This window comes from Thioclava sp. GXIMD4216 (genome assembly GCF_037949285.1).
GTDB lineage: Bacteria > Pseudomonadota > Alphaproteobacteria > Rhodobacterales > Rhodobacteraceae > Thioclava > Thioclava litoralis.
Genome location: NZ_CP149926.1, coordinates 1282174 through 1298176 on the forward strand (window position 1 = coordinate 1282174; position 16003 = coordinate 1298176).

Sequence of the window (16003 nt, forward strand, 5' to 3'; positions counted from 1 at the left end):
TGATCAAAAAAAGCGTCCGGTCATCGGGCGGGCTCGGGGAGAAGAAGATGCGGGTTCAGCAAAGGATGCGCCCATTTGCAGGGATAGTTTGCCTAAAAAATAATCCTGCGACTAAATTTCATACGTTTTTTGCGGGTTCGATACCATGCAGGGCGCGGGTCAGCTTCCGTTCGCGAAATGCCTTGCCTAGGCTTTCCTTAAGTGGCGAAGGAGTCGAGGCACAATGACCCAGCATTTCAACGAGATGTATGATGGTGGCCGGGTGCGGGAGCCCTATGCGCGGCTGGAGGGCTGGACCAATGCCATGCCCGCCGAATTGCGCCAGATGAAACAGGCAGAGGCCGAGCAGCTGTTCCGTCGTATCGGCATTACCTTTGCCGTTTATGGCGAAGGGGGTGACCCTGACAGGCTGATCCCCTTTGACATGTTCCCCCGCGTGTTCACCCAGAAGGAATGGCGCAAGCTGGAAGCGGGGATCAAGCAGCGGGCGCGGGCGCTGAATGCCTTCCTAAAGGATGTCTATACCAAGGCGGAGATCGTGCAGGCCGGCAAGATCCCTGCAAAGCTGGTCTACCAGAACGAGGCGTTCGAGCGGGCTGTAATGGGGTTTGTGCCTGCGATGGGCATCTACAGCCATATCGTGGGCATCGATCTGGTGCGCACGGGGCCGGAGGATTTCTTCGTGCTGGAGGATAACTGCCGCACGCCCTCGGGTGTCAGCTATATGCTGGAGAACCGCGAGATCATGATGCGGATGTTCCCCAAGCTGTTCCATGAAAACCGGATCGAGCCGGTGGATGGCTATGCCGAGGCGCTGCGCCGGACGCTGGCCTCGGTCGCGCCTGCCAAATGCGACAAGGACCCGACGATTGCGATCCTGACGCCGGGCCATTTCAACTCGGCCTATTACGAACACAGCTTCCTTGCCGATCTGATGGGGGTCGAACTGGTCGAAGGGCCGGATCTCTTCTGCGAGGGCGGTTTTGTCTGGATGCGCACGACGGAAGGCCCGAAGAAGGTCGATGTGATCTATCGCCGGATCGATGACGCCTTCCTCGACCCGCTGTGTTTCCGCCCCGATTCCATGCTGGGCGTGCCGGGGCTGATGGATTGCTACCGCTCGGGCGGGGTCAGTATCTGTTCTGCGCCCGGTGCGGGTGTGGCCGATGACAAGGCCGTCTACACTTTCGTCCCCGAGATGATCCGCTTCTATCTGGGCGAAGAGCCGATCTTGCAGAACGTGCCTACTTGGCAATGCGCCAAGCCCGATGATCTGAAATATGTGCTGGCGAACCTGCCGGAGCTGGTGGTGAAGGAAGTGCATGGCTCGGGGGGCTATGGCATGCTGGTCGGCCCCAAATCGACCAAAGAGCAGATCGAGGCCTTCCGCCGCAAGATCGAGGATGATCCCGATAATTACATCGCCCAGCCGACGCTGGCGCTGTCGACCACGCCGACCTTCGTCAACGAGGGGGTGGCCCCGCGCCATGTGGATCTGCGGCCCTATTGTCTGGTGGGCGAGAAAATCGAACTTGTGCCCGGCGGTCTGACGCGGGTTGCGTTGACCGAAGGATCCCTGGTGGTGAATTCCTCGCAGGGCGGGGGCGTTAAAGATACTTGGGTTCTGGCGGAATGAGGGGGGAAAGGCCATGCCGAGAGACAGCTATACTGGAAATGCCACCCGTTTCGAGAGGAGAGGTGGCATGCTAAGTCGTACCGCTGAAAACCTGTTCTGGATCGCGCGCTATATCGAACGCGCCGAGACTATGGCGCGGCTGCTTGAGGTCGGCGCGCGGATCACCATGATCCCGCAGGCGCATGGCGATGGCTATCGCAGCGAGTGGGAGAGCCTGTTGCAGGCGTCGGGCACGGCCAAGGGCTTCGATGCCAAATATGGCGACCCCGTGCAGCGCAATATCGAAAGCTATCTGTTCTTTGACCGCGACAACCCGTCTTCGGTGATTTCCTGCATCGAGCGGGCGCGGGAAAACGCGCGTATCGTCAGAACCGCAATCTCCGGCCAGCTCTGGGATGTGCTGAACATGGCCTTTCAGGAGCTGCGCCAGCTTGAACGCCGTCCGCGTTCCGAACTGGAGCTGACCGATCTGACCGAATGGGTCTCGCGGCAGGCGACGATGGTGCGTGGCGCCATCGATTCCACGCTTTTGCATAATGACGGCTATCATTTCCTCAATATCGGCTTCGCGCTGGAACGGGCCGATAATACGGCGCGGCTGCTGGATGTGAAATATTATGTGCTGCTGCCCTCGCTGGATTTCGTGGGGTCCGAGCTGGACAGCTATCAGTGGCATACGCTGCTGCGCACGCTGCAATCGCATCGGGCCTTCCACTTTGCCTATGGGGGCGAGCTTTCGGCCCGTAAAATCGCGCATTTCCTGATTCTCAATCCGCAAAGCCCGCGGTCGCTGATCACGGCGACCGAGAAAGTCACCTATCATCTGGAATGCCTTGCCCGCGATTACCGCAAATCCGGCCTGCCGCAGATGCGGGCGCGCGCGCTTCTGGGCGAGTTGCAGAAGGCCACCGTCGAGGAGGTGTTCGACGAGGGGCTGCATGAATTTCTGACGCGGTTCATCGGGGAGGTCTCGGGCCTGACCTCGACCGTGTTCGAAACCTATCTTTCGGGCGAGGCGCGATGATACTGACGGTCGAACATGTGACGGTATACGACTATGACGCGCCGATGCGCAGCTCGGTGCAATCGCTCAGGCTTTTTGCCTCGCGCCATGACGGGCAGCGGGTGATTGACTGGGATGTCTCGGTGCAGGGCGGCATCTTGGGCGGTGCGTTCCGCGACGGCGCGGGCGACCGCATCGAGGGCTGGTCGGTGCGCGGGCCGATGGAACAGCTGCGCATTTCGGTGCGCGGGCGGGTCGAAACGAATGATACCGCCGGTATCCTGCGCGGCCATCGCGAAACGATCAACCCTCTGGCCTATCTGCGCGAGACCACGCTGACCCATGATGATGGCACCTTGTCGAGCCTCGCCCTGCGCGGTGTGAAAGGGGAGGAAGATCCGTTGGAGCAGGCGCATCGGCTCTGTGTACTGACCGCCGATGAGGTGGAATATCAGGCCGGAGCAACCGAGACCCGCACCACCGCAGCCGAGGCGCTGGCCCATAAGAAGGGCGTCTGTCAGGATCAGGCCCATGTGCTGATCACTATGGCACGTTCGATGGGGATTCCCGCCCGCTATGTCACCGGCTATCTTTTTGGCGAGGGAGACACCGCGCGCGAGGAAGCCAGCCACGCCTGGGCCGAGCTTTATGTGCGCAATTACGGTTGGGTCGGGTTCGATCCGGCAAACCGGTGCTGTCCCGATGCGCGCTATATCCGTATCGGGTCGGGCCTTGATGCGCAGGATGCCGCGCCCATTCGCGGCATTGCACAGGGGCTTGGCGAAGAGCGCATGAATGTTTCCGTTGCTCTGGAAAGCGTGCAGCAATAAATCGGCGCTGTAATGAGTGCTGACGAATCGCCCGGGGATCATCATGACCTATTGTGTCGGACTGCTGCTGGATGCCGGAATGGTGCTATTGTCCGATACGCGGACCAATGCCGGACTGGATAATATCTCGACCTACAAGAAGATGTTCACCTTCGAACGTCCGGGGGAGCGGGTGATCACCGTGATGACGGCGGGGTCGCTGTCGGTCACGCAGACCACCATCGCGCAGTTGCGCGAGGCGATCGATGATCCCGAAGCGACGGCGGACCAGTCGATCATGCTGGCTCCCACGATGCTGAAAGTGGCCGAGATCATCGGTGCGACGCTGGCGCGGGTGCGCAGTTCGATCAATGCCAAAATGGAGATGTCGCAAGTCTCGACCTCGGCCTCGATGATTGTGGCGGGGCAGCGTCAGGATGGTGCGATGCGGATGTTCCTTGTCTATCCCGAGGGCAATTTCATCGAGGCCACCGAAGACACGCCCTTCCTGCAGATCGGCGAGCATAAATATGGCAAGCCGATCCTTGACCGCGTCGTGCGCATGTCGACCTCGCTTGACGATGCCAAAAAGGCCGTGCTGCTGTCGATGGATTCCACCCTGCGGTCCAATCTGTCTGTGGGGATGCCGCTGGATCTGGCCGTTATCCGCAAAGGTGCGCTATGCCTGGGCGAGACCACGCGGATCGAGGCGCAGGACCCGCAATTCATGGCGATGTCGCAGGCATGGTCGGATGTGCTGCGCGACGGGTTCTCCGAGATCCAGATCTGAGGGTCAGAGCGCCTTTTCGAAAGCGGCGACGCACCCGTCAAAAAACTGTTTGCGTCGTGCGGCGCTGTCCATCATGACCTCGTGCTCTGCCCCGTCGATCCAGTCCAGAACGCCGCGGCGCCAGCCGCGCATGCGGTAATCGACCGCCGCGACATCGATGATGCGCTCGTCGGTGCCCACCGAGCAGTAGCAATGCATATCGGGGGCAGGGCGCATCGCCAGACGGTCGCATTCCAGTACGCTCTCGGCGGCCCAGCCCAATGTCGGCCCGCCAAGAGCCAGCTTGGGCACGCGGGTGACGTGATCGACAAGAAACGCCCACATCTCGCGGTCTTTGGTCAGCAGGTTATCCTCGAAACGGGTCTTGAGCACATAGCATTCCGGCCCCATGCCGGGCGGGAAAAGGCCGGTAAGGCGCATCTGCCGGATCAGCTTGGCAAGCGGTTTGCGGATCAGATGCAGGGGCGGGGGCAGTTTGAGGCCGAACATCGGGGCGGAAAAGGCACAGGCCGCAAAAGGGCTGCCATCCATGATCCGGCGCAGCGCGATGGCACCGCCCATCGAATGGCCGACCACAAACCAGGGGCGCGGCAAGCCGAGCAGGGCTGCGTTCTCGATCACTTCGTCAAGGTCGCTCTGGAAGGCGTCGAAATGGCTGACATGCCCTTTCATCCGGTCTTCCAACGCACGGTCGGCCAGCCCCTGCCCACGCCAGTCTATCGCCAGCGTGGCAAAGCCGCGGGCGGCAAAATCGGCGGCGGCAGGGCCATATTTCTCGACATATTCGGTGCGGCCCGGCAGAAGGAATACGGTGCCACGGGCGCTGGGCGGTGCTGGCCAGATACCCATGCGGATGCGCACCCCGTCTGCCGTGCGCAGCCAGAACGCCTGACCGCCATCGGGTCCGCGCGCCATGTCGGCATAAAAGGGGGCGGGGGTCATTTGGCCAGCGCCTGCCCCAACTGCATGGCCAGCCCCATCGGGCCGTCCAGTTTCAACTTGCCGGTCATATAGGCGCTCATCGGATTGACGGTGCCCCCCAGCATGCCCTCGAAGGTCTCGCGCGAGGCACTGAGCGTGACATCGGCGGGGGTTTCGGCGTCGCCTGCGCGCACGCCTTGCGGGTCCGCGATGATGGCGCCTTCGTCATGGATCACGAATTTCGCGACTTGCGGAAACCCTTCGGGCAGGCGTTTTTCGAGGGCTTCGACGGCGGCGGCGATAACTTTGCTCATGGGGTGCTCCGAAAAGTGATATCAGGGGGCTCGATTTCGAACTCGTTTCAGGTACTCTTTCACCATGAGCACGATCCAATGGACAGACAAATTTTTCGTTTCTTTTCGGCGGCTATGTGCCGTTTGTCTGTGTATGAGCCTGTGTTTACCAAAGGCATGGGCGGAGTCTGCGGCCACGCATGCCGATTCGGGGGTGGATAGTGCCTTCAGCGAGCTGGCCGATCCCGACAATGCGGCATGGGCGCGGGCGCAATCGGATATCGAAAGGGCATGGTCGCGTTCGGGGTCTGCAGCGATGGATCTTTTGCTCAAGCGTGGGGAGGATGCGCTGGATGCAGGCGATAGCGAGGCCGCCATCGAGCATCTGACGGCGCTTGTCGATCATGATCCCGACTTTGCGGCGGGGTGGAATGCGCGGGCGCAGGCCTATTATTCGGCAGGGCTTTATGGCCCCGCGATTGCAGATCTGGCGCAGACCCTGCGTCTGGAGCCGCGCCATTGGGTGGCGTTGGCAGGCATCGGAACGATCCTCGAGGAAACCGGAGACAATAAGCGCGCGCTGAAAGCCTATCAGGCGTCTTTCGGCTTGAATCCGCATCAGGAGGATGTGAAAGACGCGATTGACCGGCTTGAAAAGGAGCTTGGTGGCAAGGCGCTCTAGCCTGCCACGGGCACGAAAGGAACCATGTCTGGACGAGTGACAGCGGTCCTTGGGCCGACCAATACCGGCAAAACGCATTACGCCATCGAACGGATGCTGGGGCATCGGACGGGCATGATCGGCCTGCCGCTGCGTCTTCTGGCGCGCGAGGTCTATGACCGGATCGTGGCGATGCGCGGGCCTTCCGTGGTGGCTTTGGTGACGGGCGAGGAACGCATCGTCCCCGAGCGCACGCAATATTGGGTCTGCACCACCGAGGCGATGCCCGATAATATGGGCGTGGATTTTCTGGCACTGGACGAGATCCAGCTTTGTGGCGACCCCGAGCGCGGCCATGTCTTTACCGACCGTCTGCTGAATGCGCGCGGCCTGCACGAGACGCTGCTCTTGGGCTCCGAGACCATGAAGGGCGCGATTGCCGCGCTGGTGGATCGGGTGCAATTCACCCGCCGCGAGCGGTTTTCCAGCCTGAGTTATTCGGGATCAAAAAAGACCTCGCGGATGCCGCCGCGCTCGGCCATCGTCGGGTTCTCGGTGGATAACGTCTATGCCATTGCCGAACTTCTGCGCCGTCAGAAGGGCGGCTGTGCCGTGGTGATGGGGGCGCTCAGCCCGCGTACCCGCAACGCGCAGGTCGCCATGTATCAGAATGGCGATGTGGATTATCTGGTGGCGACCGATGCGATCGGCATGGGGTTGAACCTTGATATCGACCATGTGGCCTTTTCCTCGACGGTGAAATTCGATGGCCGCCGGATGCGGTCGCTGTTTCCCTATGAGATCGGCCAGATCGCAGGGCGGGCAGGGCGCTATAAGACGGATGGCACCTTTGGCGTGACCGGCGAGGCGCGGCCTTTCGAGGAGGGCGTTGTCGAGGCCGTGGAAAACCACCGTTTCGCGCCGCTGGACCGTTTGCAATGGCGTAATTCGAAACTGGAGTTCGGCACGACCGAACGGCTGATCGCCTCGCTCGAGATGCAGCCCCAGCATGAACGTCTGACGCGGGGGCGCGAGGCCGATGATCTGCGTGCGCTGAAGGCTCTGACCGCGATGCCCGAGGTGATCGACCGCCTCTCCAGCCCAAAAGATGTGCGGCTGTTGTGGGATGTGTGCCGCATTCCGGATTTCCGCTCGATTTCTGAAATGGAACATGCGACCCTGCTGGCGCGGATTTTCGAGTTCTTGCAGACCGGAAAAGGTGTGCCCGGCGATTGGCTGGCGCGTCAGGTCGAGAGAATTGATCGGGTGCATGGCGATATTGATGCCATTTCGCGCCGATTGGCGTTTATCCGCACATGGACCTATGTCGCTCAGCGCAAAGGCTGGGTAGAAGACGAAATGCATTGGCGTGAGGAGACTCGCGCTGTAGAAGACAGATTGTCAGATGCGTTGCATAGCGCGCTGACCCAACGATTTGTGGACCGGCGCACGAGTGTGTTGTTGCGGCGGCTCAAGCAGAAGGAGACCCTCGTGGCCGAGGTGAACGACAAGGGTGAAGTGACGGTTGAAGGCGAATTCGCTGGCCGTCTGGATGGATTCCGCTTCCAGCAGGACGGTACGTCCAGCCCCGACGAGGCGAAAATGCTGGCCCGTGCGGCCTATGAGGCGCTCAAGCCCGAATTCAGCCTGCGGGCGGATCGGTTCTATAATGCCCCCGACACAGAGATGGATTTCACCGAACAGGGTGGTCTGATGTGGGGCACGACGGCTGTCGGCAAGCTGGTGAAGGGCGATGATCCGCTCAAACCCTCCGTGCAGGCTTTCGTCGATGACGAGGCGGGCGCGGATGTGGCCGAGAAGGTCACGCGCCGCTTGCAGCATTTCATCGACCGTAAGGTTGCAGCCCTCTTCGAGCCGCTTCTGGCGATGTCGCGCGATGAGGGCGTGACGGGGCTGGCACGCGGTTTTGCCTTCCGTCTGGTGGAAGGCATGGGCATCGTCCCGCGCGAGGATGTGGCCAATGAGGTCAAGGATCTGGATCAGGAATCGCGCGGCCTTCTGCGCAAGCATGGTGTGCGTTTTGGCCAATATACCATCTTCCAGACCCAACTGCTGAAGCCCGCGCCGACCCGTCTGCGTCTGGTTCTGGCCTCGCTTTACGACGGTCTCGATGACTTCCCCGAAAGCCCGCCTCCGGGTCTGGTGACCATCCCGAACGTCGAAACGGTCGACCGTACCGCCTATATCCGCGCGGGCTATCGCCCCGCAGGCAGCCGCGCAATCCGCATCGACATGCTGGAACGTCTGGCCGATCTGCTGCGCAGCCAGGACAGCCGTGGGGGCTTTGAAGCCAACCCCGATATGCTGTCGATCACCGGCATGACGCTCGAGCAATTTGCCGATCTGATGCAGGGTCTGGGCTATGAGGCCGAGAAGGGCGAGCGCGAGAAAGCCAAGCCTGTCGCGGTCCCCGCGCCGAAGGCTGAAGGCGAAGCCTCGAACCCGATCCCCGAAGAGCAGAGCGTTGTGGCCGAAGAGGCCGAGGCAGCCGCTGCCGAAGGCCCCGAGATGGAGGTCTTCTACACCTTCAAATGGGTGCCGCGTGCGCGCAACCGTGGTCCGCGTCGCGAGGCGGGCGAAGGTCAGGGCCGTGGCAATCAGGGTGGCAAGCGCCGTCCCGAGGGCAATCGCCGCAACGAGGGCGAACAGCGTCGCGGTGGCAAGCCGGGCAATAAGGGCAAAGGCGGCCCCAAGGGTGGCCAGAAATTCGAGGCGCGTCCGCCGAAGAAAGAAAAGCCCATGGATCCCGATAGCCCCTTCGCGATCCTCGCCCAGCTCAAGGACAAGAAATAGGTCCGATGGCCGGGGGTCCGCAGATCCGCATCGACAAATGGCTGTGGCAGGCACGGTTTGTAAAAACCCGCACGCTTGCCGTCAGTCTTGTGTCGGGTGGAAAGCTGCGGATCAATGGCCAGAAAATCACCAAGCCCGGGCGGTCCATCGGCCCGGGCGATATTCTGACCCTTTCCATGCAGGGCGGGGTGAAGGTGCTGGAAGTGCTTGCCTGCGGCGAGCGGCGCGGACCGGCACCGGAGGCGCGTCTTTTGTATCGCGACCTTGACGAAACAGGCGTTTCGCCCGACCCCGATGATGTAGAACAGCCCGTCTGATCCGTGTCGCTTTTGCGCAAGGCCCGTCTTATGCTGCGCGGCTGTCTTGCATCACGGGCGTCTTGAGGCTACGAAGCCTCAACATCCAATTATGACCGGATTCGTGCCATGACCTATGTCGTTACCGACAACTGCATCAACTGCAAATACACGGATTGCGTCGAGGTGTGCCCGGTGGATTGTTTCTACGAGGGCGAGAACACGCTGGTGATCCACCCCGACGAATGCATCGACTGCGGCGTTTGCGAGCCTGAATGCCCCGCAGATGCGATTCGCCCCGATACGGAACCGGGGATGGAAGACTGGGTCGAGATGAACCGTAAGTATTCGGAACTCTGGCCGGTTCTGACGCAGAAAAAAGATCCGATGCCCGATCACGAGAAATATGACGGTGAAACCGGCAAGCTGGAGAAATATTTCAGCGAAGCGCCGGGTGAGGGCGATCAATAACTCTTTAGAGTTGTTCAGGAATTCCTGAAAATGCCAAAGATGCCTTGTCGCGTCTTTGGCATTTTTCTGTTGGCGGGGCTGTTGCAGAGTGCCGGTTAACTAAAGGTTTTATTAATCTTGAGCTGTGCGGCTGTGACGCCGTGCTTTCCTGAGGCCCAATTTTATGGTATGCTCTTGGCACAATAGATCCGGACCTACCTGCTACGGACTGCTCACCGTATCAGTGATCTCACAGACCTACGGCACCTCAACGGCGCTTCGGCAGCCGAGGGTGTCTTTTGCTCTGTTTGTAAGGGCCAAACGGATTGGCTGCAAGGAAGCGACTGAATGACCAAGACCAAAAAATCGGAATTCCGCCCTGACGATTACGTTGTGTATCCCGCTCATGGTGTCGGCAAGATCATGTCGATTGAGGAACAAGAGATTGCCGGCCTGAAGCTTGAACTTTTTGTCATCTCCTTCGAAAAAGACAAGATGACCCTTCGCGTTCCCACCGCAAAAGCGACCGAAGCAGGTCTGCGCGGTCTGGCATCTGCAGATGAGGTGGCGCGTGCGCTCAACACTCTCAAGGGCAAGGCCAAGGTGAAACGTGCCATGTGGTCGCGTCGGGCGCAGGAATACGAACAGAAGATCAACTCGGGTGATCTGCTGTCCATCGCCGAAGTCGTGCGCGACCTGCACCGTGCCGATGACCAGCGCGAGCAATCCTATTCCGAGCGTCAGCTTTACGAAGCGGCCCTCGAGCGCCTGACCCGCGAAATCGCAGCCGTTTCGGGCACCGACGAGGCCGGTGCCGCGAAGAAAGTCGACGAGGTGCTCGATAGCCGCGCTGCGGCCTGATCGGGCGATCAATCATGAGAACAGGGCGGGTCCTTCGGGGCCCGCTTTTGCTTTTGGGCCCGTTTTTATTTTTGGGTAGGCCGGTTTTCGGGCTCTGGCTGTTTTGGCGGCCCCATGCGATGACGCATCCTCGGGCAAAACCTCATGGTCGCATGTCTCCCGCTTTGTGCAAGGCGCGTGCCTAAGAGGCGCGGCGAACAGGCCCAGCCGATATGCGGGCCGCGCTATGATTGATCCAGTTCGCCGACACTTGCCGGACGGTCGGTATCGACCTGCGGCGGGGGGGCGGTATCGCCCCGCATGGCAAAGCGCTGCGCGATCGCGGCCTGCAGACCCGCATTCAGCTCTTTGGTGCGCGCGATATATTCAAGGTTCTGCTCGATCGGCACACCGGGTTTCCAGACCTCGGCCAGCTCGCGGACCATCGCGCGATCCATCTTGAAGAAGATCCGTTCCAGCTCGGCCGCCTCATATTCGGACAGTCCCACATTTTCCAGCACGTAGCGGCCCACCCGCAGCGAGCTGTCATACATCTCGCGGACGATGTCATTGGCACCGGCCTTGTAAAGTTCGTAGACATGGACACGGTCGCGGGCACGGGCGACGATATGCAGATCTGGCCGCAGCTTGCGCGCATAGGTCACCAGACGGGTCACGGCATCCTTGTCATCAAGGGCGGCCACCAGCACCTGCGCTTTCATGATCCCTGCAGCGGCCAGAAGCTCGGGGCGGGTCGGGTCGCCGAAATAGCCTTTGTAGCCGAAAGCACGCATCAGCTGGATCATCTTCAGGTCATTATCCAGCATGGTGGTCCGGAAGCCCGACATGGTGACAAGCTGGTTCACCACCTGACCAAACCGCCCGATCCCCGCAATGATGATGGGCTGCTGCTCGTCGATCTCGTCGGGCTTCGGGGTCTCTTCGCGCTGGCGCGAGGCAAGGACGCCCTGTAGGATGAACAGTAGCGGCGTGATCAGCATTGACAGCGCGATGACCAGCAGCACTTTTTCGGCCAGCGCCGTGGGGAAAATCCGCTGTCCGACAGCGAAGGACACCAGCACAAAGCCGAATTCCCCCGCTTGCGCCAGACCCAGCGTGAAAAGCGAGTGGTCGCGCCCCTGCATTTTGAACAGATGGGCCAGCCCGTAAAGCACTGCGATCTTGATGGCGACAATGCCGACCACCATGCCGGTAATCTGTAGCGGGGCGCTGAGGAAGACGGCAAAGTTGATTCCGGCCCCGACAGTGATGAAGAACAGCCCCATCAGCAAGCCCTTGAACGGCTCGATCGAGGCTTCCAGCTCGTGGCGGAATTCGCTATCGGCCAGAACTACCCCCGCAAGGAAGGTCCCCAAAGCGGGGGAAAGCCCCACCATATTCATCAGCGTCGCGATGCCGACCACGATCAGAAGCGCAGTGGCCGTGTTCATTTCCGGCAGGCGGGTGCTTTGCACAAAGCGGAAAATCGGGCGGACAAGATAATGCCCCGCCAGCACGACAAAACCCACGGCAGCCAGCGTCAACAGCGTCACACCCCAGCCGGGCAGGGTGGCGATGAAGGTGGAGACGGGGTTATGGGCTTGCGCCTCGGCCTTGGCAAGCGCCCGTGCACCCGGTTGTGCCAGCAGGGGCAGGATGGCCAGCATTGGGATGACCGCGATATCCTGCGTTAACAGCACCGCAAATGTCGATCGTCCGCCCTGCGTCTGCATCAGCTTGCGCTCGTTCAGGGTTTGCAAGACGATCGCCGTCGAACTGAGCGAGAAAATCATCCCCAGCGCGAGCGCAATCGAGAGCGGCTGTCCCAAGATCATCGCGAACAGCGTGACCACGACAAGCGTGATCACCACCTGCAAACCGCCAAGGCCGACCAGCTTGTCCCGCATGGCCCAAAGAGCGCGCGGTTCCAGTTCCAGTCCGATCAGGAACAGCATCATCACCACACCGAATTCGGCGAAGTGCTGCAGGTCATCCATTTCCGAGCCGGTGAGCCCGAGAACGGGGCCGATCATCAGCCCCGCGATCAGATAGCCAAGCACCGATCCAAGCTTGGCACGGGTGGCCAGCGGCACGGCGATGATCATTGCCAGCAAATAGAGCGTTGCCTGAAGCAGAAAAGCTTCCATAGTCCGATCACGTCTTTCAATTCAGGGTGCCACGCACCGCCCGTCACCGTGCGGCGCGCAAGTCCCGCAGGGTTTTTGCAAGGCTAGTCCAGATAGCGGTCCGGAAAAACTGGATTTTCCGTGTAATGCGTCGCAATACCTGCTCACGCCCAAGCGATGGGCAAGGATCAGCCGTCGATCAGGTTGATCCGGTACGCTTTCGAGCCTTTCTGGTAGGTCAGCGACTTGTCATTAATGGCTGTGACCTGACCGTCATCGAAGCGATCCCCGATCTGCACTTTCACAAACCGCCCGTTGGGCATCCGCAACAGGGCACGGCGGTTGCTCTGGCTGCCATAGACGCCGATCAGGTTCACCTGATTGAGACGAATCGCATTATCATCCGTTGCCGCTTTGGCGACAGAGGCGGCCGTGGGCATGTTGGGCGCGGCTTTCGCCTCGGGCTCGTCATCCGCTTCAGGCGCAGTCGGGGCCGAGCGCGCGGTCTGCACGGGGGCGGGTTTGGGGGCGGCCTTGGGAGCTGCGGACGCTTTCGGGGCAGGGGCGGCTTCGGCAGGCCGGTTGGCCATAGCGGCGGCCAAAGCGGATTGCACCGCATTCGAGAAATTCTGCGGGCGTCCCATCGGTCGGCGCGAGACGGTGACCGCCTGATCGGTGGCCGATGCCATCGCAGCTTGCGCGTCCTGCGCGGCTTTTTCTTCGGCGGCGCGACGGTCGGCCTCGGCCTTGGCGGCATCGGCCACAGCCGCAGGGCGCGCCCTGAGCGGCGAGGCGCTGGACAGGCGCGGATCATTGACCACTGCGCGCGCCTGTTCGACAGGGGCCTCTTCGGCAGCTTTGGCGTCTTGCGATGCCTCGGCCTTTGTCTGCTCCTTTGCCTGCTCGGGCTTGGCAAGCGGTTTCGCATCGGGGGTCGTGGGGGTCGGGGGGGCGGTCTTGGTGTCCGCAACCGGCGCCGCGGTGGCTTCGGGCGCAGCAGCGGGAGCCGGTTTGTCCTGCGCCGCTTGCGCGGCTTTCTCGACCGCAGCGGGACGGGCTTTCGGTGTTTTGCCTTTGAGAGCCGGTGCCTGATAGGGCATCGGTTTGCCGGTCGCCTCGCTATAGGCGAATTTGACATCCTCCGGACGGGCGCGCGGCAGGCGGTCCGGCTTGCCTGCCACCAGCATGAATTTTCCGGGCATCAGCACCCCTTCGGGGGTCGGCGTGACCGTGCCATCTGCCTGCACGCGGGCAAGCTGGTTATAGGGCGGCGGCGCAGCGGGGGCTGTTGGCTCGGGGTCGCGTTTGGGCGGCGTGCTGAGCGTGTCGACATGCCCCGTCAAGGCCTGAGCGGCAGCCTCTTGCCCCGTGCCGGTCGGGGCCGTTTGGGGCTGTACCGCCGGAACGCCTTGTGCGGGCGTGTTCTCGGCTGTGGAGGTTTGTTCCGAGCCGGCTTGCGCAAGCGCCGTCGGTGATAGCGCCTGCTGTTCGGTGGCGCTGACATCGGTCTGCGCGGGGTCGGTCGTGTCTTCTCCGCCCATCAGCATGGCGATAATGGCCAGAACAAGGATCAACGCACCCGTCAGGATAAGGCCCAGATAGCGGGGCTTGCCGCCGATGGTGTCACCCAGATCGCGCGTCGGCGCGTCGGTTTCGTCCTCGGCGGAGGGGGGCGTGGTGCCGACACGCGCGGTGATCGAGATCCTGTCGCGCCCGTCGCGTGCCCCCGAGAGGGGCGGGGAATCCTCGGCCAGAGGTCGGCGCGACACTGCGGGCGTGTCGAACGCCGGATCGGCCACGGGCTTGCGCAGCGCGCCCTCTTTGCGGGCCGGTTTGTCCTTGCGCCCTGCGGCGCGGCTGTCGCGATGCTCTGACTGCGCCACAAGATCGGCTGCACTATGGCGGGGCTCTGCCGTTTCGCGTTCGGCATAAAGGGCGGGGCCGGCGGCCTGTCCCGAGACCGGCATATCACGGCGCGCCCCTGAGAGCTTGCGGGTCGGGCCTGCACCTGCCGCCGTGCCTTCGGACATATGCGCGGAAAGTGGGGCTTCGCTGCCCGGCAGCTCTTCCGGACGATCCACACCGAATTCCGCCCGCAGGCGGTCAAGGTCGCTTTCCGGAATCGAGATGCGGTCCGAGCCGTTATGATGCCACTGGTTTTGCGGTGCGGCGGGTGCGGACATCGAGGGCGTCTGCGCGAAACCGTCCTCGTCCTCGGCATAGGGGCCGGATTCGGTGCCGAAATCGCTATCGTCCCACTGACGGTCCTGCCAAGGCTCGTCTACCGGCTCCTGACCATATTCGGCCAGCTCCTCTGCCAGCGACGGTGGAGGAGGGCTGTCTTCGGGGGCGTCTTGCCATTGCGGCGCGGCGGGCGTGGTGAATTCGGATGGGGCAGGGCTCTCCGGTTCGGCTGGAGGAACCGGCAGCTCGGGCTGTGGTGGCGCGGGCTGTGGCAGCTCCTGTGGCGGATAGTCCGGTGCGGGCAGGTCCTCTGCCGGAGGAAGCTCGGGCGCGGGCAGGTCCGGCTCTGGCAGATCTGGCGTGGGCAGCTCCGGCTCTGGCTGTTCCGGCTCTGTCGGTTGCGGCGCAGGGTCTTGTGAGGGGGGGATATCCGCAGGGGTATAGGCCGCTTCTTCGGCTTCGCGGGCCGCTTGTTCGGCCATAAGCTGGTCATTCTGCGCCGCGCGCGCGGCTGCGGCGGCAAAGGCGGCCGCCCCGTCTTCGGGGGTGCAGATCACCATCGCATCGGTATCGGGCTGCACATGTTCGCCCTGTGCCAGATAGTCCGGCGCGAATGTTGTCATGCCGAACCACGGCTCGCCAACAAATTCCTCGCCCTTGGGGATCGCTACGAAAGACACGGGGCGCATCCCGTGAGTTTCGGCAAAATCCTCCGCCTCGCGCAGCGTGTCGCGGGCGATCACGGCCACATGCACGGTCTTTCCGGGGCCGGACCAGTCAAATACCAGATCGCTGACCGGATAAGGCGTCATGTCGATCAGCGCGGCTTCGATCTGGCGGCGGCGCTCGGCAATGGTGGGGCCGGGCGCATGCACCGCCGTATAGAGGATCTGCGTCGCGGGAATCGCAAGCTTGGTGGTGAAGCCCTGGCCGCCCAGCTGGACCGCTTTGGCGCGCAGCTTCGACATCTCGCTTTCCAGCGTTTCGGCGTCACCAATCGATACCTGACCATGCTCTGACCAGCCATATTGATGGCGTTCAAGGAGACTGACATTCTCTGCCGAGAAATTCAGGGCGAATTGAGGTTTCATGGTCTAGCTCGGTGCGTCTCATCGGTGCCTGTAAGCACCGTTTTGGTGTTTTGTTACTGGTAGCCGAGAACGGCCTTCAAGAAAAGCGG

The 16003-nt window shown here is 61.9% G+C and carries 13 protein-coding genes; 9 read left to right on the plus strand and 4 right to left on the minus strand.

The features are described from left to right. Positions 1-223 precede the first annotated feature (223 nt). From WDB88_RS06360 to WDB88_RS06375, 4 genes are all read left to right on the plus strand, one after another. Positions 224-1636, plus strand: coding sequence for a circularly permuted type 2 ATP-grasp protein (locus WDB88_RS06360; protein WP_339109353.1), 1413 nt, complete (start codon positions 224-226; stop codon positions 1634-1636). A gap of 67 nt (positions 1637-1703) precedes the next feature. Beyond that, positions 1704-2660 (plus strand): alpha-E domain-containing protein, encoded by a 957-nt coding sequence (locus tag WDB88_RS06365; protein WP_339109354.1) that lies wholly within the window; start codon positions 1704-1706, stop codon positions 2658-2660. Continuing rightward, complete coding sequence (locus WDB88_RS06370; RefSeq protein WP_339109355.1) at positions 2657-3469, plus strand: transglutaminase family protein; 813 nt, start codon at positions 2657-2659, stop codon at positions 3467-3469. The genes WDB88_RS06365 and WDB88_RS06370 overlap by 4 nt, the downstream gene beginning before the upstream one ends. 43 nt (positions 3470-3512) lie before the next feature. After that, positions 3513-4238 carry a proteasome-type protease gene (locus tag WDB88_RS06375; protein ID WP_339109356.1) on the plus strand — a complete coding sequence of 242 codons (726 nt, stop codon included), beginning with the start codon at positions 3513-3515 and terminating at the stop codon, positions 4236-4238. A gap of 3 nt (positions 4239-4241) precedes the next feature. Here the strand turns inward: WDB88_RS06375 and WDB88_RS06380 are convergent, their stop codons facing one another. Then, entirely contained in the window at positions 4242-5180 is a 939-nt protein-coding gene (locus WDB88_RS06380) for an alpha/beta hydrolase (protein ID WP_339109357.1), read from the minus strand. Beyond that, positions 5177-5473 carry an SCP2 sterol-binding domain-containing protein gene (locus tag WDB88_RS06385; protein WP_339109358.1) on the minus strand — a complete coding sequence of 99 codons (297 nt, stop codon included), beginning with the start codon at positions 5471-5473 and terminating at the stop codon, positions 5177-5179. Before WDB88_RS06385 ends, WDB88_RS06380 begins: the two co-directional genes overlap by 4 nt. Positions 5474-5666: 193 nt before the next feature. Here WDB88_RS06385 and WDB88_RS06390 point away from each other — a divergent pair, with 193 nt between their 5' ends. The 5 genes from WDB88_RS06390 to WDB88_RS06410 all read left to right on the plus strand — a co-directional run bounded on the left by WDB88_RS06390 (position 5667) and on the right by WDB88_RS06410 (position 10534). Continuing rightward, complete coding sequence (locus WDB88_RS06390; RefSeq protein WP_339109359.1) at positions 5667-6134, plus strand: tetratricopeptide repeat protein; 468 nt, start codon at positions 5667-5669, stop codon at positions 6132-6134. 24 nt (positions 6135-6158) lie between these two features. Then, positions 6159-8927, plus strand: a complete 2769-nt coding sequence (locus tag WDB88_RS06395; protein WP_339109360.1) for a helicase-related protein — start codon at positions 6159-6161, stop codon at positions 8925-8927. Positions 8928-8932: 5 nt separating this feature from the next. After that, entirely contained in the window at positions 8933-9244 is a 312-nt protein-coding gene (locus tag WDB88_RS06400) for an RNA-binding S4 domain-containing protein (protein ID WP_339109361.1), read from the plus strand. Between the two features lie 108 nt (positions 9245-9352). After that, positions 9353-9694: a ferredoxin FdxA gene (gene fdxA, locus WDB88_RS06405; protein ID WP_339109362.1), complete on the plus strand. Its 342-nt coding sequence runs from the start codon at positions 9353-9355 to the stop codon at positions 9692-9694. A gap of 327 nt (positions 9695-10021) precedes the next feature. Further along, positions 10022-10534, plus strand: coding sequence for a CarD family transcriptional regulator (locus WDB88_RS06410; protein WP_339109363.1), 513 nt, complete (start codon positions 10022-10024; stop codon positions 10532-10534). Between the two features lie 224 nt (positions 10535-10758). Here WDB88_RS06410 and WDB88_RS06415 read toward each other — a convergent pair whose 3' ends face one another. Together WDB88_RS06415 and WDB88_RS06420 are read right to left on the minus strand one after the other, a co-directional pair. Continuing rightward, positions 10759-12660, minus strand: coding sequence for a cation:proton antiporter (locus WDB88_RS06415; RefSeq protein WP_339109364.1), 1902 nt, complete (start codon positions 12658-12660; stop codon positions 10759-10761). 167 nt (positions 12661-12827) lie between these two features. Further along, positions 12828-15914 carry a hypothetical protein gene (locus WDB88_RS06420; protein ID WP_339109365.1) on the minus strand — a complete coding sequence of 1029 codons (3087 nt, stop codon included), beginning with the start codon at positions 15912-15914 and terminating at the stop codon, positions 12828-12830. Positions 15915-16003 lie beyond the last annotated feature (89 nt).

What these genes read in the sequence shown, in the direction of transcription:
- WDB88_RS06385 (WP_339109358.1), bottom strand. Translation starts at nt 5,473, where the DNA reads ATGAGCAAAGTTATCGCCGCCGCCGTCGAAGCCCTCGAAAAACGCCTG.
- WDB88_RS06365 (WP_339109354.1), top strand. Translation starts at nt 1,704, where the DNA reads ATGCTAAGTCGTACCGCTGAAAACCTGTTCTGGATCGCGCGCTATATC.
- WDB88_RS06400 (WP_339109361.1), top strand. Translation starts at nt 8,933, where the DNA reads ATGGCCGGGGGTCCGCAGATCCGCATCGACAAATGGCTGTGGCAGGCA.
- WDB88_RS06395 (WP_339109360.1), top strand. Translation starts at nt 6,159, where the DNA reads ATGTCTGGACGAGTGACAGCGGTCCTTGGGCCGACCAATACCGGCAAA.
- WDB88_RS06370 (WP_339109355.1), top strand. Translation starts at nt 2,657, where the DNA reads ATGATACTGACGGTCGAACATGTGACGGTATACGACTATGACGCGCCG.
- fdxA (WP_339109362.1), top strand. Translation starts at nt 9,353, where the DNA reads ATGACCTATGTCGTTACCGACAACTGCATCAACTGCAAATACACGGAT.
- WDB88_RS06360 (WP_339109353.1), top strand. Translation starts at nt 224, where the DNA reads ATGACCCAGCATTTCAACGAGATGTATGATGGTGGCCGGGTGCGGGAG.
- WDB88_RS06415 (WP_339109364.1), bottom strand. Translation starts at nt 12,660, where the DNA reads ATGGAAGCTTTTCTGCTTCAGGCAACGCTCTATTTGCTGGCAATGATC.
- WDB88_RS06420 (WP_339109365.1), bottom strand. Translation starts at nt 15,914, where the DNA reads ATGAAACCTCAATTCGCCCTGAATTTCTCGGCAGAGAATGTCAGTCTC.
- WDB88_RS06380 (WP_339109357.1), bottom strand. Translation starts at nt 5,180, where the DNA reads ATGACCCCCGCCCCCTTTTATGCCGACATGGCGCGCGGACCCGATGGC.
- WDB88_RS06410 (WP_339109363.1), top strand. Translation starts at nt 10,022, where the DNA reads ATGACCAAGACCAAAAAATCGGAATTCCGCCCTGACGATTACGTTGTG.
- WDB88_RS06375 (WP_339109356.1), top strand. Translation starts at nt 3,513, where the DNA reads ATGACCTATTGTGTCGGACTGCTGCTGGATGCCGGAATGGTGCTATTG.